The sequence below is a fragment of the Desulfobaculum sp. SPO524 genome, assembly GCF_044987625.1.
Lineage (GTDB): Bacteria > Desulfobacterota > Desulfovibrionia > Desulfovibrionales > Desulfovibrionaceae > Desulfobaculum.
In genome coordinates this window covers 1,043,231-1,063,833 of sequence record NZ_JBJDSB010000002.1, presented here as the reverse complement: position 1 = coordinate 1,063,833, position 20,603 = coordinate 1,043,231, and the positions used below count along the sequence as shown (strand labels likewise).

Genomic DNA, 20,603 nt, shown 5'->3' with positions numbered 1-20,603 from the left:
TTGTTGTAAGGGGTTAACGGATTTGCCTCACATCGCAGGGGGCCTTGCGGCGCAGACAGCTGGTGAGGCTAAACGGGTTGGGGCGGCTGTGCTTGCTGCCCACGATGAGCATCTGGGCGTCGTTGTCCCGTAGCTGCTTGAGGATGCAGTATAGCGGCGACTGCCAGCCCACATGCAGCCTGTAAGGAATGTGCATGGCCTCCGCCCGCGAGATGAGGCGGGCAAGGCGGCGCTCCACCTCGGGCATCTCCTGCGTGCGGGCGTGGCGGATAAAGTCGTGCCGGTCGCCCTCGGTGGCAAGGGAATCTACCAAGCCATAGTGCGAAAGGCTAGACTCCACAACGTGAACAATGCCGAGGGATGCGCTGTTTTTGGCGCAGTAGGCCAGTGCGTAATCCTCGGCATTCTTGCAACACTGCCCGCCGGTGGTTGCCAAAACGATGGTACTTGTCTGCATAGTCCCTCCCAAAGGGTGTTGGGGAAGCGCTCCCTGATGCGCTCCCCCAACGTTCGTCATGAGTCGGCCTAGTTCATAATGATGGCCACAAACACCAAACCAATGCCGAGGAGGCAAACCATAAGGTCCTGTTTGCGGCTGGCCGAGAGGTTCTTTAATGCACGCAGCATGGCTAACTCCCTACGTTAATTCTAATTAATGAAGTAGAGCACCGCGAGCAGGGCAAGGCCTGCCTTCAGCGACGCTACGGTAAAGCCCACAAGCACGCCGGTGAAGCCCGCGGCCTTGAGGTCGGCCAGGCGGGTGGTCAAGCCGATGCTGGCAAAGCCGAGCAGGAAGGCCCACTCCATGAAGGTCTTGGCCGTCTTTACGGCAGGATCGCTGATCATGCCCGCCGTGTTCATCAGCACAACGATGAGGAAGCCAAGGACAAACACCGGGAACTTGGAAACGATAATCTGCCACTTGTTGATGGGCTCGCAGGACAGCTCGGAGGAGCGCTGGCAGGCCATGATGGTCAGCATCAGCACAACAAAGGGCAGGAAGATAACGCGGCCAATGTTGTACACGCCCGCGATAACGCCTGCGTCGTCGCTAAAGCCAAACCCGGCGGCTAGCACCTGCGCGGAGTTGATGATGCCCACACCCGCAAACGCGCCATACTGCGCGTCCGTCAGGCCCAGCCACTGGCCCAGCGGCGGAAACACCACCAGCGCCAGCAGGCCAAACATCAGCACCACGGCGATGGAGTAGGCCATCTCTTCCTTTTTGGCGTTGACGGCCGGGGCCACCGCGATGGTGGCCGAAACGCCGCATACCGACAGCCCAGCGGCAAGGCACGCGCTCAGCGAGGTGGAGATGTTCATCTTCTTGCCAATCCACATCAGCACCACAGCGGAGGCGAAGAGGAAAAAGGCGATAAGCCCCAGCGCCTGCCCGCCAACCGTTACCAGCCCCGCCAAGGAATACTTGGCGCCCATGACGACGATGCCGGTTTTGGTGAGGATGGTGGAAAACCGAAGCCCCGGGCGCAGCACATTGGGAACTCCCACCGTGTTGCGGATGGCGATGCCCACCAAAATAGCCAGAATAAAGTCCTTAATGGTCAAGTACGTTCTGAAAAACTCATAGTGTTTCAGAAGCGGCGCGGTAACGTGCGCGAAAACAGCTACAGAGATTACCAGCAGAAATCCCGGTATACTCTCCAGAATTTCCTGGAAAAAATCCCTGCGCAGTGATCCGTCCATTGCCTGAGTATTCGTTGACATGCAGTCCTCCCGTAATCGTGATGCATTTCACTAAGCAACTTGCACGCCAAGCCGCCTTGAGGCCACAACATCTTGTTTTTCCAGTCTTTATTTTGTCAGTCATTCCTCAGGCAGGGCGAAATCGTTCCCGCGCGGGAACGCCGTCTCCCTCGCCGTGTTCCCACTGGGGAACACTTGCGCAAGCTCCCGCCATAAGGGCTCTTTCGCATACCGTCCGCCCTCGATTCCCCAAAAGACCGCCCCAACAGCGGGGCAACGCATTATGAGCGCCGTCTGGTTTCTCAGTACAAAAAGCATGGGTGCCGCAGCCTCGGGCTGGCGCAGAGCGGAAGCGCAAGTTCCCTTTTGTGAAAAGAGGATCCTGTGGTTCCCCCTTGGGGCGCGGGGAGGGCGGCGCAATGGACCTGTGGGGCTTGGAATTATGGTGATCCCTTTCGCAAGAGAGGCTGTGTGGCACGGAAGCGGTCCTTTCGCTTCCGCTTTGTGGTGGGGTGGTGATTAAAAAGTGTTATATTTTAGGTGGTTATATTTTGGCGCATCCCTTGCTGTTTGGGCAGTGTCCCATGGTGGACGCTTTGGCGCGCTTTTCGGCTGTAAGGCGCGTTTTCCCATAACGGTTGGAACGGTCCCGGCGGTGGTGGCTCAGCCCCTGCCATCAGGGCGGACAAGGAACGATGGAAGACATCATCGAACAGGAAGAGCGCCCTCCCTTGGGCACAGGGCAGGCATGCGCCGCTCACGTGGCGCAACTGATTGAACAGACGACCGGGGCGACTGCGCCGGCAGAACAGCGCCGCCGAAAAGGGCCTCATATGGCTGTTGGGACGGCGTCGCGTGCATTTCGTGACGCGCATTTTCCCGGCGTCAGCGACGACACATGGTGCGACTGGCGCTGGCAGATGCGAAACAGGCTGACCAGCGTTGTGGATTTTGCCCGCATGGTGGGCCTGAGTCCAGAAGAGCGCATGGCGCTGAGTATGGACGGCCTGCGTCTGCCTGTGGCCGTGACGCCGTACTATGCCGCCCTGCTGGCTGGAGGTGACGGGGCGCAAGCTTTGCGGCGCTGCGTTATCCCCGCGGAGGCGGAGCGGATGACAGCATGCGGCGAATGCGGCGACCCGCTGGCCGAGGAGCACGACAGCCCTGTTCCGGGCATTGTGCATCGCTATCCGGACCGCGTGCTGTTTTTGGCCACGGACATCTGCTCCACCTATTGCCGATACTGCACGCGTTCGCGGCTGGTGGGACAAAAGGAGACCCGCACCTTCCACATGCGGATGTGGGACGGAGCCATCGATTATGTGCGCCGAAATCCCCAGGTGCGCGACGTGCTCATCTCCGGCGGCGATCCCTTCATGCTGCCGGACAGCGCGCTGGAGTACATTGTGTCTCAACTTCGGGCGCTCTCGCATGTGGAGATGATCCGCATTGGGACCAAGGCGCCTATGGTTCTGCCCCAGCGGGTGACGCCCGCCCTTGTACGGATGCTGCGGCGGTATCATCCGCTGTTCGTCAGCATCCACTGCACGCACCCGGCGGAGCTGACGCCCGAGGCGGTGCAGGCGTGCGGACGTCTTGCCGATGCCGGAATTCCCCTTGGGAGCCAGACTGTGCTCCTGAAGGGCATAAATGATGACGAGCAGACCATAGGCCGGCTGATGCGCGGGCTGCTGCGGTGTCGTGTACGGCCATATTATCTGTACCAGTGCGATCAGGTAGCGGGGACGGCGCATTTTCGGACGCCACTGGCGCGCGGGGTGGAGATTATGCACTCCCTGCGGGGGTTCACCTCCGGCTACGCGGTGCCGCATTTTGTGGTGGACCTGCCCGGCGGTGGCGGCAAAACGCCTGTCCTCCCCCAATATCTTGTGGGGCGCGATGGGCAGGAGCTTGTCTTTGAAAACTACGAGGGACGGCAGTTCCGCACCCTTGACCCTGCGCCCGGTCCGGTCCCGGCAGCCTAAGGCGCTCAGGAGAATACTGTGAACATCGGCATGACGTACGACCTGCGCAGCGACTATCTGGCGCGGGGCTATTCCTTGGATGAAACGGCGGAGTTCGACAGCCTGCGCACCATTGAGGGCATTGAATCCGCCCTCGTTGCCGCAGGCCACGCCGTAGAGCGCATTGGCGGGATTGACGCCCTTGTGGAGCGGCTTTCCGGCGGACGCAGGTGGGACCTTGTTTTCAATATCGCCGAGGGGCTGCACGGCTTCGGGCGCGAGGCAGCCATCCCGGCGCTGCTGGAAGCGTGGCGTATTCCGTGTACCTTTTCGGATTCCCTGACGCTGGCCGTGTGCCTGCATAAGGCCACCACCAAACGCCTTGTCCGTGACGCGGGCATCCCTACGCCGGACTTTCGCGTGGTGGAGCGCCTGGGCGATGTGGACGGCTTTTCGCTGGAGTTTCCGGTGTTTGCCAAGCCCGTTGCCGAGGGCACCAGCAAGGGCGTGACCGGGGCGTCGTTGGTGGAGGACGAGCGCGCCCTGCGCCGCGTGTGCGAGTGCCTGCTTCTGCGTCACGCGCAGCCGGTGCTTGTGGAGCGGTATTTGCCGGGGCGGGAGTTTACGGTGGGCATTCTTGGCTCGGGCGGCAGCGCCCGGGTGCTGGGCGTCATGGAAGTGGTGGCCGACGGCGGCGGCTCTGGCGCTGTGTACAGCTACGCCGCCAAGCAGGAGTATGAGGAGCGGGTATCCTACCGCCTTGTCTCGGACCGCGAGGCCATGGCTTCCGCTGAATTGGCTGTGCAGGCGTGGGCGGCCCTTGGCTGCCGCGATGCCGGCCGCGTGGACGTGCGCCTCGACGCGCGCGGCGTGCCCATGTTCATTGAGGCCAACCCGCTCCCCGGCCTCAACCCCGATGACTCGGACCTGCCCATCATCTGCCGTTTGGCCGGAATCAGCTATTCGGATTTGATTACCGGCATTGTGCAGTTGGCCCTGAAGCGGCAGGGCGAAGCGGTGGAGCCTATGATGGCGCACGCGGAGGCATGGCGGTGAGGCTGGCTCTTCTTTACAGTCCGCCGCCCGAGCACTGCGGCGAGGACGACCGTGATGCCCTGACGCAACTGCGCGCCGTGGCCGATGCGGCCCAAGCGCTGGGGCATGAGGCCGTGAGCGTCCCCTTTACGCTGAACCTGACCGCCGTGCGGCAGCAGTTGGCCGAGGTACGCCCGGATGTGGTCTTTAACCTGTGCGAGGGGGCCGAGGGGCGGGGGCGGTTTATTCATTTTGCTCCGGCGCTTCTCGAGGAAATGGGCCTGCCCTTTACCGGGGCGGGCAGCACTGCGATGGCCCTGTCGTCCAACAAGCTCATGGCGAAGGTCGTGATGCGTGCGGCAGGACTGCCCACCCCGGCGTGGCGCAGTCTGCGGCAGCTTGAAAGTGGCACCCGCGACGTACAGGGGCGGTTTATCATCAAGTCCGCGTGGGAGCATGCCTCCGCCGGGCTGGAGGCCGACTGTGTGGTGCAGGTGGGCGGGCGTAAAGCGCTTCGTGATGCTGTGCGGCGGTTTTGTACACGCCTTGGCGGAGAATGCCTTGCGGAGCGCTATCTGGATGGCCACGAATACTGCGTGGCGCTGCTGGATTCTCCAGATGGGCCGGAGGTTCTGCCAGCGGCGCGGATGTGCTTTGAGGAGCAGGTCGGCACGGTGCGCATTATTGGCTACCGGGCCAAGTGGGACGTCTCGTCCTCGGAGTATGTGACCGTGCGGCGCGACTTTGACGTGTGCCAAAGGTGCCCGAGCCTGAATGCGGACCTGCGCACCACAGCGCTGGCCTGCTGGCGGGCCTTTGGCCTGTCCGGGTACGCACGCATTGACTTTCGGACCAATACCCGTGGCGAGCTGAATATTATCGACGTGAACGCCAACCCGTGCCTGTCGCCGGATGCAGGCTATGCCGCCGCCCTTGAGCGCGCGGGCATTGCTTACACAGACGCCATTGCGCGGATTCTTGCCGCCACTTCGGTGGCAGGGAAAGCATCTGCCCTGGAGGCAATACAATGAAGCCGGAAATGGATGTGGTTCTCCGCAGCTGTGTACACGCAGACGATGAACAGGCCGTGCGCCGCATTGTGTCGTCCAGTGGGTTCTTCACCGACTGGGAGGAAGACATGGCGGTCTCGCTGGTGCAAGAACACAGGGAAAGGGGCGCGGAAAGCGGCTATGAGTTTCTGTTTGCCGAGGTTGGCGGGCAGGTGGTCGGGTTTGCCTGCTACGGCCCGTCGGAGGATAACCCGGCGCTGTTCGACCTGTACTGGATAGGCGTCCTGCAGGAGTACCGGGGGCGGCACGTGGGGCGCATGCTGCTGAATCTTGCCGAGGATATGATCATCTTTGCCGGCGGACAGACCGTGCGCATAGAAACATCCGCGCGCGAGCAATACGCCCCGACTCGCGCGTTCTACGAAAGCTTTGGCTACGTGGTGACGCGCGAGGATGCGGACTTCTACGCCCCCGGTGAATCCCGCCTCACCTACACGCGCGAGCTCGCCACAGGTTTTGAATCCGGCGATGCGTATAACGCGTGGGGAGAGTATTGCGCATAGGGCGCAGAGTCGCTTTGAGAGTGGATGACATAAAACCTGCCAAAATGAGAAGAAATGTCTTGGCGTAGGGTTCGAATTGCTCTATGTGGCTTTTCCTTCCGAGGAATATGTCCACAATGCGCCTTGTGCGTATGCCACGTATCCCGTGGCGCCACGGTGTGAGCCGGACTGTTCCACGTTTGAGACACATGGATTTTCAGGCCGCGCGGAGGGGGAATCTTCCGCGCGGCATTTTCTTGTGAGGGGACCTTACAGGCTATGGAGAAGACAATCATTGGTTGGCGTGAGTGGGTGGCCCTTCCCGAACTCGGCATCCCCGCGCTCAAGGCCAAAATGGACACCGGCGCGAGGACTTCGGCCCTGCACGCCTTTGACCTGGTGACCTACGAGGCGCAGGGCGTGCGGTACGTGCGTTTTGGGATGCATCCTTTGCGCAGGCATGCGCGGGTTGAAATATGGTGCACCGCCCCTGTGGTGGACACACGCACCATTACCAACTCCGGCGGGCAAAGCGAGGAACGTATCGTCATCGCAACGCCGCTGCGCATTGGCAATGTGGTGCGGCCTGTGGAAGTGACACTCACCAACCGCGAGGGGATGGGCTTTCGGATGTTGGTTGGGCGCACTGCCTTGGAAAATCACTTTCTCATCGACTCTGCTGCGTCATATGTGTGCGGCAAGCAACTGGCCGGAGCGTACCTCCGGGGGGCTGGAAAAGCATGAAAATTGGCATTCTTTCGCGCAGGCCGCAGATTTATTCCACCCGCAGGCTTGAAGAGGCCGCGCAGGAACATGGGCACGAGGTGCACGTTATCGACCCGCTGCGGTGCTATGTGAACATCACCTCGCACAGCCCCGCCGTGTACTACCGCGGCGAGCGCCTTGAGGGCTTTGACGCCATCATCCCGCGCATTGGGGCGTCCATCACCTTCTACGGGACGGCCGTTGTCCGTCAGTTTGAAATGATGGGCGTGTCCACGCTGAACAAGTCCGTCGCCATCAATCGCTCGCGCGATAAGCTGCGCAGCCTGCAACTGTTGGCGCAGAAGGGCATTGGTCTGCCGGTGACCGGGTTTGCCCATTCCACCAAGTTCACGCGCGAGCTTATCGACCTTGTGGGCGGCGCGCCGCTGGTGGTGAAGCTGCTGGAAGGCACGCAGGGCCTCGGCGTTGTGCTGGCGGAAACCGACAAGGCGGCGGAGAGCGTTATTGAAGCCTTCCGCGGACTGAAGGCCAACTTTCTTGTGCAGGAGTACATTGGCGAGTCCAAGGGCTGCGACATCCGCTGCTTTGTGGTCGGCAAAAAGGTGGTCGCGGCCATGATGCGCACCTGCAAGGAGGGCGAATTCCGCTCCAACCTGCACCGGGGCGGCACCGCCATACCCGTGAAAATCACCCCGGAGGAGCGCTCTACAGCCGTGCGCGCGGCGCGCATTATGGGCCTGAATGTGGCGGGCGTGGACATTCTGCGCTCCAACCACGGCCCGGTGGTGCTGGAGGTCAACTCCTCGCCCGGTCTGGAGGGTATTGAAAACGCAACCGGCAAGGACATTGCCGGGAGTATTATCAAATTCGTGGAGGACAACGCGGCGAGCTGACCGCGTCTGTTCCCACCACATCTGCAAGGGTGCGCGGCAAGAGGCCGGGCGCCCTTTTTTTGGGCGTGAGGGCGGAGGATAAAGGCGCGTTGCAGGGCCGCTGTTGCCGCTCTATGGACGTGCGTGTTGGGAGGGTAAAGGAGCAGGGAAGCGATGGGGGAAAGGCGGGCGGCCTCGTCCGTTGTCACAAGGCGTTGCATCCTGCGCCCAATATCATACAATGCTGTGTTGATTGGTAAAGAGAATGACCCCGAGGACCGGGAGGACGTATGCACACAGCAGGAATGGTAAGCTGGGCGGCGCGGGCATTTGTGGCGGTACTGCTTCTATGGCTGGCGCTCGCGGTGATGCGATGGTTCAAAAAACGTCAAGGTGAAGACGATGAAAAAGGCCTGCTGCGCGCTCTGGCAAACGCGCTTCAGCCACGCCTTGCGCTGTTTATCGTGTGCGTGGCGTCGCTCTTTGTGCTGACGCTTCTCGTCCCCTTCCTCGGGCTTACGGACGGGACGTGGCATGGGCTGGTGAAGGCCTTGGACGTCTTGTGGGTTGTTATGGCGGCGTGGGCGGCAACCCTCGCCTCATGGGCGCTGCGGGTTATGGTGGACTGGAAGTACGACCTCAGCACGCCGGACAACCTTGTGGCGCGGCAGGTTCATACCAAGATCAACATCCTGCAGCGCATTGTCATCGTGCTCATCTGGATAGGTGCCTTTGCCGCTGCGCTGATGTTGTTCGACAGGTTCAGGATGCTAGGCGGGACGCTTCTTGCCTCTGCTGGCGTTTTGAGCATCGTCATAGGTTTGTCCGCGCAGAAGACCTTTGGCGCTATTCTCGCGGGCATTCAGGTGGCGCTGTCGCACCCCATCAACATCGACGACGTGGTCATCGTCGAAGGCGAATGGGGGCGCATCGAGGACATCACTTTTACGTATGTCGTTGTTCGCATTTGGGATTTGCGGCGCCTTGTGGTGCCGGTGAACTACTTCCTTGAGACGCCGTTTCAAAACTGGACGCGGACCAGCGCGGAAATCATCGGTTCCGTCTTTTTGCATGTGGACTTTGCTACGCCCATCGCGCCGCTGCGCGCAGAGCTGGAGCGCTTGTGTCAGAAGTCCCCGGACCTGTGGAACGGCGCAACCTGCGTCCTGCAGGTGACGGACACCGCCGCCGACTGCATGACCCTGCGGGCGATTATGAGCTCCCCCAACGCCTCCAAGGCGTGGGACCTGCGATGCAAGGTGCGCGAAGGGCTTATCGAGTTCCTGCAACGCCAGTATCCCGAGTGCCTGCCGCGGCGGCGGGTGGTTCTTGAAGCGCGGCGCGAGCAGGGCGGGGGAATGATGGACGTGCCCATAGGGCCGGATACGAAGGGGCAGAGTTAGGAAAAGACGAAAAAAGAACGGGCCTTTCTCCCGTTGGCTTGACGCCGCAGAAGAAAGGCCCGTCACAAAGACTCTCCCGTAGTGGGATTAGTCCTGGCTTTCGTAGGCAACGGAGGTTTCGAGCTCGCCCGATTCGTCCGCTTTCTGCTTTTCAAAGTACTTGCGCGTTTCCGAGACCACAACCGGCGTCAGGAACAGCAGGCCGATAAGGTTCGGGATGGCCATCAGGCCGTTCATGGCATCAGAGATGTTCCAGACAAGGCTGAGCTTGGCCACAGCGCCAACACCCACGAAGCAGATGAAGACGATGCGGTAGGGCAGGATGGCCTTAACGCCAAACAGGTACTCAATGGACTTCTCGCCGTAGTAGCTCCAGCCAAGGATGGTGGAGTAGGCAAAGAGGATCAGACCAAGGGTGACAATGTGCTCGCCACCGGAGAAGCCGGCGGCAAAGCCCATGGTGGTCAGCTCTGCGCCTGTTGCGCCGCTGGACCATACGCCGGTCAGCACCAGCACCAGACCAGTCATGGAGCACACGATGATGGTGTCGATGAACGTCTGCGTCATGGAGATGAGCGCCTGCGTCACAGGACAGTTGGTCTTGGCGGCGGCAGCGGCGATGGGAGCCGTACCGAGGCCGGATTCGTTGGAGAACACGCCGCGCGCAACACCCATGCGGATGGCCAGCATAATGGTGGCACCGGCAAAGCCGCCGACGGCAGCCGTGGGGTTGAAGGCCTGCTCCACGATGAAGACGATGGCGGCGGGAACTTCGGCGGCATTGATAAGGATGATGTACAGCGCGCCAGCAACGTAGAACACAATCATGATCGGCACGAAGAAGGCGGTAACCTTACCAATCTTCTTGATGCCGCCAAGGATAACGGCGGCGGTACACACCATCAGCACCAGGCCGGTCACCAGCGGGGAGATGCTGTAGGTGGCTTCCACAGCGTCGGCCACGGAGTTGGACTGCACCATATTGCCAATTCCAAAGGCCGCAAACGATGCGAACACGGCAAAGGCAACACCCAGCCACGGCAGCTTGAGTCCCTTGGAAATGTAATACATGGGGCCGCCGCTCATCTCGCCGTTTTCGTCCACCACGCGGTACTTCACAGCCAGCACGGCCTCGGCGTATTTGGTGGCCATGCCCACAAGGCCGGTAATCCACATCCAGAACAGCGCGCCCGGACCACCTACGGCGATGGCGGTGGCAACACCCGCAATGTTACCGGTACCAACGGTTGCGGACAGCGCGGTCATCAGTGCCTGAAAGTGGGAAATATCTCCCTGCTGGTCAGACTCGTCTTTGCGTTTGACCAGTGCAAGGTAAAGGGCATGCCATAATTTTCTGAATTGCAGGCCGCGCAGTGCGATGGTGAGCACAAGGCCGGTTCCGACAAGCAGAATGAGCATCGGCACGCCCCAGGCGAAGGCCCCTGCTTTAGCCACAATTGCATCCAATGAAGTCATAAAGTCCATCTTATCCCCTTGGTTTCGAATCTCAGAGTCCCATATACGCGACTATCGAAAATTCCCCTTGCAACCGAAAATCGGCATGCCCCCGCCCACAAGAGCCAAGACTAAAGGCACGGCGACGCCAGTGGCGACAGCCTTGTCAGTCTCCAGTTCAAGGGCGCGGCAGGCCGGTGCGATGGCGCTCGTCCCACGGAGCGGCCTTGTCCGACCTTTGCGTGCAGTTTCGATTACTTAGGGGAGTGTTGCTCTGCTGACGATCCTCGCGCGTTGCGGATAACGCGCAGCATATGATGGGGCTACGAAATAAAGGCCAAAGTTGTCAATACTGTTTTCGGATATGAAAGCTCACAAGGCACTAAAATACCTGCATTTTTGCTTCGCCCTGCGTTCTTTCTGTTTGGAAAATATGCGCTCCTTTTTCTTTCGAAAACTTAAAGATTAAGCCCTTATCTTTTCTACTTGCTACTATATGGTCCCAAACAACCCACGAACCTGCTCCATTCCTACACTCCGCAATCTACCACTCACCTTTGACCATTGCACCCGCCACAAACCCCCGCTATCCAACAAATATCGTAATAGAAAGCCCGTTGCCGGGAGAAGCGACAGGCATTGGGCAAAAAAAGGGGAGGAAAAGAGCAAAAAAATGAGGGTAAGAAGAGGAGAAAAGAGGGGCGTTCAGAGCTGCGAAAGAGGACGTCGGAGAAGCTTCGGCTCGCTTCTTTTGGGGAGGCAAAAAGCACGTAAGTTGCAAAACCGAAAATCGACTTACGTGCATTGGGCTTAGCTCGATTTTACAACTTTTTTACAACCCAAAAAAGCCCTTGGACGGATCCAAGGGCTTGATTTTGTTGGGGTATCTGGTGGAGGCGGGGGGAATCGAACCCCCGTCTTAGGGTCTAACCTCTTGTATTGCTTTGTGTTTTTTGAGGCGTTCACCACCGATTCACCACCGGGCGCATTTTTCCCTATTTTTTGTCCTTCAGCTTTATGACTTTTCCTTGGATCTTTTGGATGACCTTCGACATCCGAATAGCCTCCACATTCTCGGCCTGACAGTAGCGGTCAAAAGCTTTGTTCGTACCATGGTCAGTTGCGACTTTCGCTGAGTCTCTTCCTACCTCAAGCGAGAGGGCCGTGGTGGTACTATGGCGTGTTCCACCGTAGAGGTCGACATTCGGAACACCTATATCGCTACAAGCCTTGCGCCAGTACTTGTAGAAGACTTTAGGCCCAAAAGGTTGTCCCGCTCTTGTATTGTTGCCTTCGCCGCCGTGCCACCGGAAAAATGGAAGGTGCGGCATAGCGGTAAAGGTCTTCTTCATTTCCCGGATGAGTTCAACGTGATCCGGCATCAGGACAACGGTCTTGCGCTTGAACTTGCCGCGGGTCTTCGTCGGCCGCCAGATCAGTAGATAGCCGCCACGCGCGTCCACATCCTCTTCGGTGAGGCGTCGCAAATCGTCCGGGCGCAGGGATATGTAGGTCCGAAGGATATCAATGCCGAGCCATATCTTGGGGTTCAGATCCCACGTGTTTTCCCGAACCTGCTCCACGATCTCGTTCTGAGTGGGGATGTCGACGATGTTTCGATAGCCGAGCTCGTAGTCAATGGAAGGGAAGCGTGGGACGTCAGAAAGCTTGATGTATTCCTCGTCCACGAGGAATGACACGAAGAAATGGTGAAGAGTGGAGCGGTAGTTGAAGCGGGTCTTGTCCGAGACCTTGAGAGAAAAGAGAAACTTTCGGATATGCCTACGCTTGATCTCTTTGATGTTCATGTCGCCAAAGTACGCCTTGGCTTTGGTCATATGATTCCGAACCGATCGATATGACTTCAGATGCTTCTTTTCTCGCAGGAAGGCGTCAGCTAGGGTCGTGAACGCATGCGGAGCGCCGCTTTGATAGTCGTCGGCGTCGAAGGTCCCTTCGTAGGTCTTGAACCGAAGACCATTCAGGAAATAGAGCGCCTTCTCGTAGGTGCTGAAATGGCGGTTCACTTCACGTCCGAACTTGACGTAAAAGCTCTTTTGCGCGTGCTGTTTGGGATGCTCTTGGCAAAAGAGGCCATTACGGCGCGGATCATGAACCAGTCGGCCTCCACAGAGTGGACACTTTTCTCGTGAATAAATCTCCCCAGTCATGCATAACTCACCTCCGTTACGGACACGGGAGACGAGATTACCACGTGGGTGATGATTTCTCCAAGGTGACTGGAACATGTTGAATTGCTACACCTTGTTCATTTTGTTTATCGATAAAGGCGAAACGTGGGTGCTGGGGAGGGAGTGGATATCCCGTATCCGGCAAGCGGTTATGTGCGAGTAGCAAAGGATGGATTCTGGTTAGATTGCCTGCAAAACCTTGTTGATACGGGTTCCTATCCATTGGAGAACGGGAATGGCAATGCTGTTTCCTAGAGCCTTGTATCTTGGCCCGTCAGGGCAGCGCTGGTCTTGGGCCCTAGGTCTCCCGAATGGAATGTCGGTAAAGCCATCAGGAAAGCCTTGAAGGCGTTCGCATTCAAGTGGCAATAACCGTCGAACCCGTGAGCTTTCAAACACATGTTGCTCAGTGCCTGTTGCAATAGTCATGGCTTGATTACGGCTTTCTAAATATCCTTTCCCTCCGCCGTCACATCCACATCGAATTTTGAAGGTTACTGGTGTGTGCATCACGAGAGGCAGATTGCCACCGCCTGTCCCCGCTTTGGCGTTGAGTTGCGGAAAAACGGTCTTGATACTTTTGACTCTGCTGTCTTGCATATGGTGTTCAAATGCGAGGAGAAGAGGCGACTGGTTGTGAACACCTTTGCCTAGATTGCAACGCGTAAGGCTAGGAAGCTCCAATGCTCCTCCTTCAGCATTTCCTACATAGTGGGTGATGATGTCCGGCCTTTGAATAGGGCACGGAGAGTCGCCGTTGCGGCCGGGCACTGATTTCTTAAGTGGTCCGTGTTGAGTTACAAAGTTGTCAGAGTCGGCTCGATGACTGTTGCTAGGGCGCGCTCTAAGTGTTTTGGCAGTGGACGCTTCCTTTCCCGAGCGCGGCGAAGAATCCCTTGGCACGCTTTCGGGCTCAAAAAGTACCGCTCCGGGATTGAGTCCGTCACGAGTACGGAAGCTAACGAGGAACACACGGCGTCTACGCTGGGCCACTCCGAAATATTGCGCATCAAGGACCCGCCATGCGCATGTGCGCTTAGGTCCGGCAACCAGACCTGCACGAGGCCATCCTGCGCGTTTAGTTGATACGAGGGGGCGCTTTGCTCCAACCAGCGCAGCGAGGAAGCAGCCGAAAGCGTTGTCTCGCGTTGAAAGGACTCCTGGGACATTCTCCCATACGACAACAGGGACATCTGTTTCATGCGCGAGCTCCACGAATTTCAATGAGAGATTGCCGCGTTCGTCCTGAAGGGATTGTCTCTTTCCTGCAATTGAAAAGGCTTGGCATGGAGTTCCGCCAACGAGCACATCGATCTTTCCGCGCCAAGTGCGACCCTGTATTTTATTCACGTCGCCAAGATTAGGGAGGTCGCCCCACACAGGAAGTTGCCTAATCTGCCGACATGCAGCTTCTCGTTGACGGGCTTCTTGAGGTGTTGAGGCCATTAGTGGGTTAGGCATGGCTTGGGGCCTCGTGGCTCCCAAGCGGTGACAGAGGATAGCGCACGGGAAGGGATCGATTTCAGACACGAATGCGCAATTCCACCCAAGTGGTTGCCATGCGATGGAAGCGGCTTCAATTCCCGAGCAAATTGACCCAAATCTCACCACGCACCCCGCACCGGTGATCCTGCCAGTCCGCAGTAGCCTCGGGCGTCCTTGCGTACGGTGTTGGGATCGTCGGCGGCGTTGATCATGTCGAGGGCGAATGGGGTCCAGCGCCAGGCCATGCATTTGTGGCCGATGCAGAGGGCTTGCTCGGTGATGTGGGCTTGTTCTGAGGCGGAGTGGTAGCGGTTGAATGGGCCTTCCAATTCGTCGTCGCGGGTTTCGGCGCAGCGGGTGAAGGGGCACCATTTGGTTTTGGCTTGGTCTTCCGTCAGAAGCATGTGGCCTCCAGTTTGTTGAGGACGAGGCGTTCCAGCTTTGCCGCGCCGGCTGCGCTTAGGCCGTCGAACAGTTCCGGGGGCAGGTCGCTGCCCGCTTCCAGTCCCCATTCGAGAATCTCGTCATACAGCGCGCCGAGGCAGTAACAGCCGAAGTTCTGGCCGAGTTGTTCGCATTGCAGGCAGACCTTTCTTGTGAAGAATGCCCCGTCGAACTTGCCTGAACCGGTGATGTACCTTTCGTCGGGCTGAATCTGTTCCCCGCATTCCTCGCAGACGTGCGCCTTGCGCGCCGTGACCGTTCGCTCGCAATAAAACTGCGGGCTCTCATCGCAGTAGCAGGAGCATTGGAGTGTCATGCTCGCTCTCCTTACGGCTTCTCAATCTTCCCCAACAAATCCCCCATCCGCACAAAGCCTTCCCCCGCCACATGCACGCCCCATTGGCCGTTGTCCTTGTCGTAGGTGACGGACGAGAGGGCGAAGCTTTTGCGGTGGTCGCCTGAAGCGGTTCGTATCCGGACGCGTTCCCCGCGCTGTATGTCGGGGAACACGCCCGGTAGGGGAGAGGGGGTGAGTGCCGTGGTTATGCGCATGCTGTGGGCTCTTCCTTGCGCAGGTGGTGTTCCTCGCATCCGGCCTGTTCGCGGAGCAGGGCGCGGGGCGGGTTGCTTTCCAGTTCTTCGGCCAGCTCCTGCATCTGCTCGTCCGTTTCGATGCGGTCTGCGGCTTCGCGCAGGGCGTCGAAGTCGGCCAGTTCGCCGGGAAGGGATATGGCTCGCTCCAGCGCGGTTTCCGCCGGAGTCAGGGCGTCCACGATGTCCCAAAGGGTTGAGCTGACGTCGCTCGGCAGGGCCGCGCCGTGGATGGCCAGAAAGCGGGAGAGCGTCCGGGCCTTGACCACGCCGACCACGATGTCGGCAACGTCGTGAGGCGTCATGGTGCTCATGTGGGCCTCCGCTGGCCCCGGTCCGGTGAGAGGGAGCCCGGACCGGGGCGGGTTAGAGGTGGTGGGGCAGATGGTGCAGTCATGCCCCGTGTGCATGAATCCGCATCACGAAAGGATACGGCTGGAGGGGCTAGCGGATGTTCAGGCTTTGGCGCTCCTCGATGTGCGCGCCCGGCACGGTAGTGCCGTTTTTGATGGCCGCTTTGATGTCGGCCTTGCGCGCCTTGTATTCCACAACCTCGTCGCGGAATGCCGCGGGCAGGTCGGCCGGAGCGACGTCGAGGGCGACGGCCTCGGAGCGGCGCAGAAACACGGTGTACTTCTGGCCCTTCACGTTCTGGACGCCGAAGCGCTTGAACGCCGCTGTGATGGCGGCCTTGAATCGCTCCACGTTGTTTTCAATGGCCTTGGCCCGGTCGGTGAGCCGCCGTGCTTCCTCGCGCAGGAAGGTGGCCTCGTTGAGGCGGTGGCGGATCACGAATGCGTAGCGGTCTGCGTGCTTTGATTCTTCCTTGGCGAGCAGGGTGGCCTGTTCTTCCAACGCGTCGAAGATTTCAGCGCGGTCCTCGTCAGTGAAGTCCTCGGGCCGGGATGCCAGTTCCTCTGCGGCGTCAAAGAGGTCATGGATTGCTTGCTCCGTGTCCAAAATCTTAAGCATGGGATTCCTCCTAATACGGGACGTCGTCCATTTGGCCCGTGGCGTTCGGAGCGGTCAGGGTATTGGCCTGCAGTGCGGAAATGACGTTGGACGCCTGCCGCTTTGAAAGCTCGCTCAGTTGCTCCACGGACGTGCCGTTGAGGTCGTTGGCCGCGGCGACGGTGGTGGCGTAGTCCCATCCCAGACGATCCAGTACCAACCGTTCAATCATCTTGAGCTGCTTGTCGGATGCCGCGGCGTTCTGGCCGTTGCCGCCTGCCGCGCCCTGCGGATGCTGGCGCGGTTCCGGGCCGGACGTCGGCGTGGCGTTCTCGTCGCCGCCGAACAGACCGGGGTTGTCTTCCAAGTCCTGCGTGAAGATGTCCGATGCGGCGGTGGCGGTGAGTGTGGCGTCCACAAGGGCGCGCTTCTTCGCCATCTTGAGGCAGGTATTGTAGTAGTCGGCGGGGTTGTCGTGCTCCACGCGCTCGAAAATCCGCCACTCCTGCCCGCCGTTCACGCGCACCTTGCGCGGCGAGAACTGGCTTCCGCCCAGAATCTTCGGGTCGCGCGTGTCCCAGTATTCCTTGGGCACGGGGTTTCCGGTGTCCTGCGTGCGGAAGCGGTACTTGCTCTCGGTGGTGGAGCAGGCGCCGACGCCCTGCCCGATAAGCGCCTCCGTCACGATGGAGCGCAGTGTGGCGACGATGTGGTATTCGCGGTGGCCGTTTGGCAGGTCCGTGCGCTCGATGTCGTAGGTGGGGGCGAGGCGGAAGGTCATGGCCAGCTTTTCCGCGCCGGACTTGAGCAGGATGGGCTTGTTGCCGCATCCGTTGATGACGCCGAAGTGCTCGCCGTTCTTCATGACGCTGTGCATCACGTTCTGGATAAGCGCCACCTGCCCGCGCAGCTCCTCGGTCTTCATGGCGAAGAGTTCGATGGCGTTGTGTTGCCGGGCTGGGTGCTGGTTGCCGGTGCGCGCCGGGGCGTTGGATGTTGTGGTCATTGCAGCACCTCCTTGATGTGGGGCGTGCTGCGTGCCCATGCGGGGCGCATAGAGTCCGGGCAAGGCAGGTGGGACCTGCGGCAAGCGGCGTAGACGGTTTCGCGCATGGCTTCCTTCCACTGGTCGTGCGAGCCGAACCAGTAGCATCCGTGCGCGGTGCAGAACAGAATGCCGTTGTGCCGGTTGAGCCGACGGCATTGCGACGTGGCAAGGCACTTGGGGCAGAGCTTCTTTTCCATCACATACCTCCGGTGAGGATGTTTCCCATGAACCAGAACAGGCCAAGGGCGAGGACGAGGAGCGTAGCCCAGAGGTAGAATTGCAGAGCATCCCAGATGAGGGCGAGTAGGGCGAAGATGGCCCGCCAGCGCGCATTGCGGCGCTGGAGTGTTTCTGTGCGGATCATGGTCATGCCGTCATCCTTTTACTTTGGATGAGGGCGGCATACTGGGCGCGCAGTTCGCTGAGACTGTGCGCGACAATCTGCATGATGCGCCCGTTGCGGGTTTTCACGAACGTCATCAGAAGGTGTGACTTGCTGTCATAAATCCATTCCATGACGGCCTCCGTTGCCGTGCCGGGGCTTGGGGGGAGCCGGGAAGGACATGCCCGTGCCTTCCCGGTGAGGAGTGACCGCCAGCGGCGCGCGCTCGCGGGTGAAGGAATCCCCTTGGCAGAGCGGTACGCCAGCTTTCCTTCGGCGGCTCTCTCTCCGCAAACCCCGGCTGTTCAAAGAGGGGTGAGAGTGTGGTTCTCGTGGTCGCCGTCATCCCTGCTGTGCAAAAGATTTCAGCTTCCGACACCTGCGGGTTCCCTACTTGAGCGGCCGTGGCGCGCTGTGCTTCGGGAGTGCAGGCAGGAACAGCCGGACTTGTTTGTCTGCATGCTGTTCTTGGTAATATATTGCCGCTTGGTAATAAATTGGTCAACAAAAATATTACACGCCGGAAATAAAAAAATTAACAAAAGGGAAAAAAGGCTTAGAGAGTGCGGGCTAACCACAGGGCTTTGCCAATGAGCCTGATGTTAGTGTGATCATTGAGGGGGATCTCAATGGGGCTGTATGAAGGGTTGTCAGACTTGAAGATGAGGACTCCGGGCTTGCGTTCTATGCGTTTGATAAGCAACTCGTCATCAATGCCCACAGCCCAGAGTTCGCCTGTGCGCGGGCTCAGCTCGTCGGAGGTGGTGACAAGAATTGTGTCCCCGTCCTCGATTGTTGGGCTCATGCTGTCGCCTGTCGCGTCGAACATTACCAGCTTGTTCTTATGGCTCCCCCACATATCAAGGAAGTCTGAACGAAAGGCGTAAAGGCCTTTTACATTTTTTTCGACCTGGAGAGAGCCGCTGCCACAGCCAAGCTTGGCGGCAACCTTAGGAATAAAGTCGTATTCCTGAAGGTTAGGGGTCATGCCAGAAAATAAATCGTGAGGGTGCAAGTCTAGGGCATCTAAGCATTTAAGGAATATATCCAGCGAAAGCTTGGAGCGGTCTCCCTTCATCCAGCGGGTGATGGTTGGGGGTTTTACGCCAATAAGCTTGGCGGTGGCCGCATAGCTCTGCCCTTCGCGTTTGAGGGTTTCAATACGGTGAATGATGAGGTCCACAATGTTGGAGTATTCGGCGAAATATCTCATATCTTACTACTTATGCTCTTTTTAGTTTCCAAGGGGAAGTGTTTCTTGATTAAGTAATTTCCAGATGGTAATTTATTGCGCATGAACGCACTTGAACGTTTCCGACGGGTGAATTCTTTGACCTATGAAGCCATGGCGCAGTTGGTAGGGCTTCGGGCTCCATCAGTTTGGCGTCATTGTCAAGGTGTACGCAGGGTTAGCCCGGTAGCAGCCAAGAAATATGAAAAAGGAATTGGAATTCCGGCCCATGAGTTGCGCCCGGATGTGTTCGATGCCCCGTAATGAAAGTGGAGCCTTATCTCCTCTCATTGCATGGCGGGTCGAGGACTTCGATGAAGAGGTTTTGAATCCCCAGGCGATCATGGTTTGGGTCTACCTCAAGGAGGCAAACGCAGTTTCCCCCATACTGCTTTGCGCAGGGCCACTTGCCTTTCGGAGAATTGAGGTGCTCTTGCCAGCGTCGGGAAAAGTCCTCTGTTTCGCCAACATAAAGAGGCTCAATGAAATTGGGGCGGCTTGGCAAATCCATCAATTCACCGAAGATGTACACCCCATTTATCTTTGGGAACTCTGATTCTGGACTGAAAACACTGAATGCGTAGGGCGGCGGGTCGGCAAACTCCGGTTGGAAAATATACTCCCTGAATAAAAGCATCTTCCGCTCCTTGGTGAAAGGTTAGGGATAACCTTTTCACACTAACAGAACGGAGAGCTCGATAGAATATTTTTCAGGATATGAGTTTAGCAATGAGTCGGCATTGAACAAGGATAACCTCTCGGAGGGTTTCCCATGCGATACCGTTCCATACGTCCCGTGATTAAGGCCGTCCATGAAATGGTCCACAGCCAACAGGACCACACCATGGAAGAACTCGCCGAATCCGTCGGCATCGCCGCCAGCTCGCTGTATTCCAAACTCAACCCCTACGATGAACGGGAACTGAACATGCGTCAGTTCCTTCTTCTTATGGATCAGCTCGATCCCACTCCCGTCCTGAAAGCCTTTTGCGTCCGCTACGGCTTCAAATTCATTCCCGCAGACTGCCCCATGCCCGACGGGGCAAGCATTCATGAGGAGATGGTTCACGACCATCTGGCTCATGCCGCGTTCGCTACGGCCATTCAGGATGGCGCTCCCGTCGAAGTAACGCGCGAGCTCGCCCTCAAGGCCATTCGTGAAATCGAAGAGACACAGTCCATGCACGAGCGCGCCATGTACCGTCCCCGCCCCGGTGAGGACGAGTAGGGCGGGAACGCTCGGCAATGCTTTTCACCTGCTCCCATGCCCGCAAGCGGATGAGTGAGCGGGGCATCACACGCAAACAGGTAGAAAACGCCGTCTGCTACGGCACGCCGCACGAACAGCGGGGTGGACGCTTCCGCTACGACCACGGGCGGCTTGTCGTCATCACGGACGGCGCAGGTCTTGTCATCACGGCCTGGCTGGAGCCAAAGCGCTCGCGCCAGACGTCGTGGGGGCACCGCCGCCGGGGCGGGGCAGGACACGGGAAACCGCCCCGCTCCCGGCGATAGAAAAGGCCCCCGGCACATGCCGGAGGCCGTGGGGAGATAGAGGATGATTTGAA

General features: G+C 58.9%; 25 protein-coding genes. 9 read left to right on the top strand and 16 right to left on the bottom strand.

Translation table 11 applies throughout. From position 1 onward, the window contains the following. Positions 1-13: 13 nt before the first annotated feature. Positions 14-457, bottom strand: a complete 444-nt coding sequence (locus tag ACI3L3_RS10360) for a universal stress protein (RefSeq protein WP_404845032.1) — start codon at positions 455-457, stop codon at positions 14-16. A gap of 191 nt (positions 458-648) precedes the next feature. Then, positions 649-1,725 (bottom strand): YeiH family protein, encoded by a 1,077-nt coding sequence (locus ACI3L3_RS10355; protein ID WP_404845031.1) that lies wholly within the window; start codon positions 1,723-1,725, stop codon positions 649-651. An 812-nt stretch (positions 1,726-2,537) separates the two neighbouring features. Here ACI3L3_RS10355 and ACI3L3_RS10350 point away from each other — a divergent pair. From ACI3L3_RS10350 to ACI3L3_RS10320, 7 genes are all read left to right on the top strand, one after another. Next, positions 2,538-3,689 (top strand): KamA family radical SAM protein, encoded by a 1,152-nt coding sequence (locus ACI3L3_RS10350; RefSeq protein WP_404845030.1) that lies wholly within the window; start codon positions 2,538-2,540, stop codon positions 3,687-3,689. 18 nt (positions 3,690-3,707) lie between these two features. Further along, the gene (locus tag ACI3L3_RS10345) at positions 3,708-4,724 is read left to right on the top strand and encodes a D-alanine--D-alanine ligase (RefSeq protein ID WP_404845029.1); all 1,017 of its coding nucleotides are present in this window, start codon (positions 3,708-3,710) and stop codon (positions 4,722-4,724) included. After that, positions 4,721-5,734 (top strand): D-alanine--D-alanine ligase, encoded by a 1,014-nt coding sequence (locus tag ACI3L3_RS10340; protein WP_404845028.1) that lies wholly within the window; start codon positions 4,721-4,723, stop codon positions 5,732-5,734. Before ACI3L3_RS10345 ends, ACI3L3_RS10340 begins: the two co-directional genes overlap by 4 nt. Next, positions 5,731-6,276, top strand: a complete 546-nt coding sequence (locus ACI3L3_RS10335; protein WP_404845027.1) for a GNAT family N-acetyltransferase — start codon at positions 5,731-5,733, stop codon at positions 6,274-6,276. Before ACI3L3_RS10340 ends, ACI3L3_RS10335 begins: the two co-directional genes overlap by 4 nt. A 258-nt stretch (positions 6,277-6,534) precedes the next feature. Further along, complete coding sequence (locus tag ACI3L3_RS10330) at positions 6,535-6,999, top strand: ATP-dependent zinc protease (protein ID WP_404845026.1); 465 nt, start codon at positions 6,535-6,537, stop codon at positions 6,997-6,999. Next, positions 6,996-7,874 (top strand): 30S ribosomal protein S6--L-glutamate ligase, encoded by an 879-nt coding sequence (rimK, locus tag ACI3L3_RS10325; protein WP_404845025.1) that lies wholly within the window; start codon positions 6,996-6,998, stop codon positions 7,872-7,874. The genes ACI3L3_RS10330 and rimK overlap by 4 nt, the downstream gene beginning before the upstream one ends. A 269-nt stretch (positions 7,875-8,143) precedes the next feature. Next, a complete protein-coding gene (locus tag ACI3L3_RS10320) occupies positions 8,144-9,256 on the top strand; it encodes a mechanosensitive ion channel family protein (RefSeq protein ID WP_404845024.1) in 1,113 nt (370 codons plus the stop codon). A gap of 87 nt (positions 9,257-9,343) precedes the next feature. Here the strand turns inward: ACI3L3_RS10320 and ACI3L3_RS10315 are convergent, their stop codons facing one another. From ACI3L3_RS10315 to ACI3L3_RS10250, 14 genes are all read right to left on the bottom strand, one after another. After that, the gene (locus tag ACI3L3_RS10315) at positions 9,344-10,741 is read right to left on the bottom strand and encodes an alanine/glycine:cation symporter family protein (protein ID WP_404845023.1); all 1,398 of its coding nucleotides are present in this window, start codon (positions 10,739-10,741) and stop codon (positions 9,344-9,346) included. A 965-nt stretch (positions 10,742-11,706) separates the two neighbouring features. Beyond that, entirely contained in the window at positions 11,707-12,882 is a 1,176-nt protein-coding gene (locus ACI3L3_RS10310) for a tyrosine-type recombinase/integrase (protein WP_404845022.1), read from the bottom strand. Positions 12,883-13,083: 201 nt separating this feature from the next. Continuing rightward, entirely contained in the window at positions 13,084-14,349 is a 1,266-nt protein-coding gene (locus ACI3L3_RS10305; RefSeq protein WP_404845224.1) for a DNA cytosine methyltransferase, read from the bottom strand. 158 nt (positions 14,350-14,507) lie between these two features. Beyond that, positions 14,508-14,792, bottom strand: coding sequence for a hypothetical protein (locus ACI3L3_RS10300; RefSeq protein WP_404845021.1), 285 nt, complete (start codon positions 14,790-14,792; stop codon positions 14,508-14,510). Beyond that, a complete protein-coding gene (locus ACI3L3_RS10295; RefSeq protein WP_404845020.1) occupies positions 14,783-15,148 on the bottom strand; it encodes a hypothetical protein in 366 nt (121 codons plus the stop codon). Before ACI3L3_RS10295 ends, ACI3L3_RS10300 begins: the two co-directional genes overlap by 10 nt. An 11-nt stretch (positions 15,149-15,159) precedes the next feature. Continuing rightward, a complete protein-coding gene (locus ACI3L3_RS10290) occupies positions 15,160-15,384 on the bottom strand; it encodes a hypothetical protein (RefSeq protein WP_404845019.1) in 225 nt (74 codons plus the stop codon). Beyond that, complete coding sequence (locus ACI3L3_RS10285; protein ID WP_404845018.1) at positions 15,375-15,737, bottom strand: hypothetical protein; 363 nt, start codon at positions 15,735-15,737, stop codon at positions 15,375-15,377. The genes ACI3L3_RS10290 and ACI3L3_RS10285 overlap by 10 nt, the downstream gene beginning before the upstream one ends. Before the next feature lie 130 nt (positions 15,738-15,867). Then, entirely contained in the window at positions 15,868-16,395 is a 528-nt protein-coding gene (locus tag ACI3L3_RS10280) for a siphovirus Gp157 family protein (RefSeq protein WP_404845017.1), read from the bottom strand. 10 nt (positions 16,396-16,405) lie between these two features. Further along, a complete protein-coding gene (locus ACI3L3_RS10275) occupies positions 16,406-17,380 on the bottom strand; it encodes a hypothetical protein (protein WP_404845016.1) in 975 nt (324 codons plus the stop codon). Beyond that, on the bottom strand, positions 17,377-17,619 hold the full coding sequence (locus ACI3L3_RS10270) for a hypothetical protein (protein WP_404845015.1): 243 nt from the start codon (positions 17,617-17,619) through the stop codon (positions 17,377-17,379). Before ACI3L3_RS10270 ends, ACI3L3_RS10275 begins: the two co-directional genes overlap by 4 nt. Further along, positions 17,619-17,792, bottom strand: coding sequence for a hypothetical protein (locus tag ACI3L3_RS10265; RefSeq protein WP_404845014.1), 174 nt, complete (start codon positions 17,790-17,792; stop codon positions 17,619-17,621). The genes ACI3L3_RS10270 and ACI3L3_RS10265 overlap by 1 nt, the downstream gene beginning before the upstream one ends. Beyond that, entirely contained in the window at positions 17,789-17,938 is a 150-nt protein-coding gene (locus ACI3L3_RS10260) for a hypothetical protein (protein ID WP_404845013.1), read from the bottom strand. Before ACI3L3_RS10260 ends, ACI3L3_RS10265 begins: the two co-directional genes overlap by 4 nt. A gap of 422 nt (positions 17,939-18,360) precedes the next feature. Then, positions 18,361-19,017: a S24 family peptidase gene (locus tag ACI3L3_RS10255; RefSeq protein WP_404845012.1), complete on the bottom strand. Its 657-nt coding sequence runs from the start codon at positions 19,015-19,017 to the stop codon at positions 18,361-18,363. A 295-nt stretch (positions 19,018-19,312) separates the two neighbouring features. Further along, positions 19,313-19,672, bottom strand: coding sequence for a GIY-YIG nuclease family protein (locus ACI3L3_RS10250; protein WP_404845011.1), 360 nt, complete (start codon positions 19,670-19,672; stop codon positions 19,313-19,315). A gap of 135 nt (positions 19,673-19,807) precedes the next feature. Between ACI3L3_RS10250 and ACI3L3_RS10245 the strand changes: the two genes are divergently transcribed. Both ACI3L3_RS10245 and ACI3L3_RS10240 read left to right on the top strand, forming a co-directional pair. Further along, positions 19,808-20,263 (top strand): phage regulatory CII family protein, encoded by a 456-nt coding sequence (locus tag ACI3L3_RS10245; RefSeq protein ID WP_404845010.1) that lies wholly within the window; start codon positions 19,808-19,810, stop codon positions 20,261-20,263. A gap of 17 nt (positions 20,264-20,280) precedes the next feature. Next, positions 20,281-20,550 carry a DUF4258 domain-containing protein gene (locus ACI3L3_RS10240; protein WP_404845009.1) on the top strand — a complete coding sequence of 90 codons (270 nt, stop codon included), beginning with the start codon at positions 20,281-20,283 and terminating at the stop codon, positions 20,548-20,550. Positions 20,551-20,603 lie beyond the last annotated feature (53 nt).

Excerpts from the sequence above, each read along its gene's own strand:
- ACI3L3_RS10360 (WP_404845032.1), bottom strand. The coding sequence starts at position 457 with ATGCAGACAAGTACCATCGTTTTGGCAACCACCGGCGGGCAGTGTTGC.
- ACI3L3_RS10355 (WP_404845031.1), bottom strand. The coding sequence starts at position 1,725 with ATGTCAACGAATACTCAGGCAATGGACGGATCACTGCGCAGGGATTTT.
- ACI3L3_RS10350 (WP_404845030.1), top strand. The coding sequence starts at position 2,538 with ATGGCTGTTGGGACGGCGTCGCGTGCATTTCGTGACGCGCATTTTCCC.
- ACI3L3_RS10335 (WP_404845027.1), top strand. The coding sequence starts at position 5,731 with ATGAAGCCGGAAATGGATGTGGTTCTCCGCAGCTGTGTACACGCAGAC.
- ACI3L3_RS10330 (WP_404845026.1), top strand. The coding sequence starts at position 6,535 with ATGGAGAAGACAATCATTGGTTGGCGTGAGTGGGTGGCCCTTCCCGAA.
- rimK (WP_404845025.1), top strand. The coding sequence starts at position 6,996 with ATGAAAATTGGCATTCTTTCGCGCAGGCCGCAGATTTATTCCACCCGC.
- ACI3L3_RS10320 (WP_404845024.1), top strand. The coding sequence starts at position 8,144 with ATGCACACAGCAGGAATGGTAAGCTGGGCGGCGCGGGCATTTGTGGCG.
- ACI3L3_RS10315 (WP_404845023.1), bottom strand. The coding sequence starts at position 10,741 with ATGGACTTTATGACTTCATTGGATGCAATTGTGGCTAAAGCAGGGGCC.
- ACI3L3_RS10310 (WP_404845022.1), bottom strand. The coding sequence starts at position 12,882 with ATGACTGGGGAGATTTATTCACGAGAAAAGTGTCCACTCTGTGGAGGC.
- ACI3L3_RS10305 (WP_404845224.1), bottom strand. The coding sequence starts at position 14,349 with ATGGCCTCAACACCTCAAGAAGCCCGTCAACGAGAAGCTGCATGTCGG.
- ACI3L3_RS10300 (WP_404845021.1), bottom strand. The coding sequence starts at position 14,792 with ATGCTTCTGACGGAAGACCAAGCCAAAACCAAATGGTGCCCCTTCACC.
- ACI3L3_RS10295 (WP_404845020.1), bottom strand. The coding sequence starts at position 15,148 with ATGACACTCCAATGCTCCTGCTACTGCGATGAGAGCCCGCAGTTTTAT.
- ACI3L3_RS10290 (WP_404845019.1), bottom strand. The coding sequence starts at position 15,384 with ATGCGCATAACCACGGCACTCACCCCCTCTCCCCTACCGGGCGTGTTC.
- ACI3L3_RS10285 (WP_404845018.1), bottom strand. The coding sequence starts at position 15,737 with ATGAGCACCATGACGCCTCACGACGTTGCCGACATCGTGGTCGGCGTG.
- ACI3L3_RS10280 (WP_404845017.1), bottom strand. The coding sequence starts at position 16,395 with ATGCTTAAGATTTTGGACACGGAGCAAGCAATCCATGACCTCTTTGAC.
- ACI3L3_RS10275 (WP_404845016.1), bottom strand. The coding sequence starts at position 17,380 with ATGACCACAACATCCAACGCCCCGGCGCGCACCGGCAACCAGCACCCA.
- ACI3L3_RS10270 (WP_404845015.1), bottom strand. The coding sequence starts at position 17,619 with ATGGAAAAGAAGCTCTGCCCCAAGTGCCTTGCCACGTCGCAATGCCGT.
- ACI3L3_RS10265 (WP_404845014.1), bottom strand. The coding sequence starts at position 17,792 with ATGACCATGATCCGCACAGAAACACTCCAGCGCCGCAATGCGCGCTGG.
- ACI3L3_RS10260 (WP_404845013.1), bottom strand. The coding sequence starts at position 17,938 with ATGGAATGGATTTATGACAGCAAGTCACACCTTCTGATGACGTTCGTG.
- ACI3L3_RS10255 (WP_404845012.1), bottom strand. The coding sequence starts at position 19,017 with ATGAGATATTTCGCCGAATACTCCAACATTGTGGACCTCATCATTCAC.
- ACI3L3_RS10250 (WP_404845011.1), bottom strand. The coding sequence starts at position 19,672 with ATGCTTTTATTCAGGGAGTATATTTTCCAACCGGAGTTTGCCGACCCG.
- ACI3L3_RS10245 (WP_404845010.1), top strand. The coding sequence starts at position 19,808 with ATGCGATACCGTTCCATACGTCCCGTGATTAAGGCCGTCCATGAAATG.
- ACI3L3_RS10240 (WP_404845009.1), top strand. The coding sequence starts at position 20,281 with ATGCTTTTCACCTGCTCCCATGCCCGCAAGCGGATGAGTGAGCGGGGC.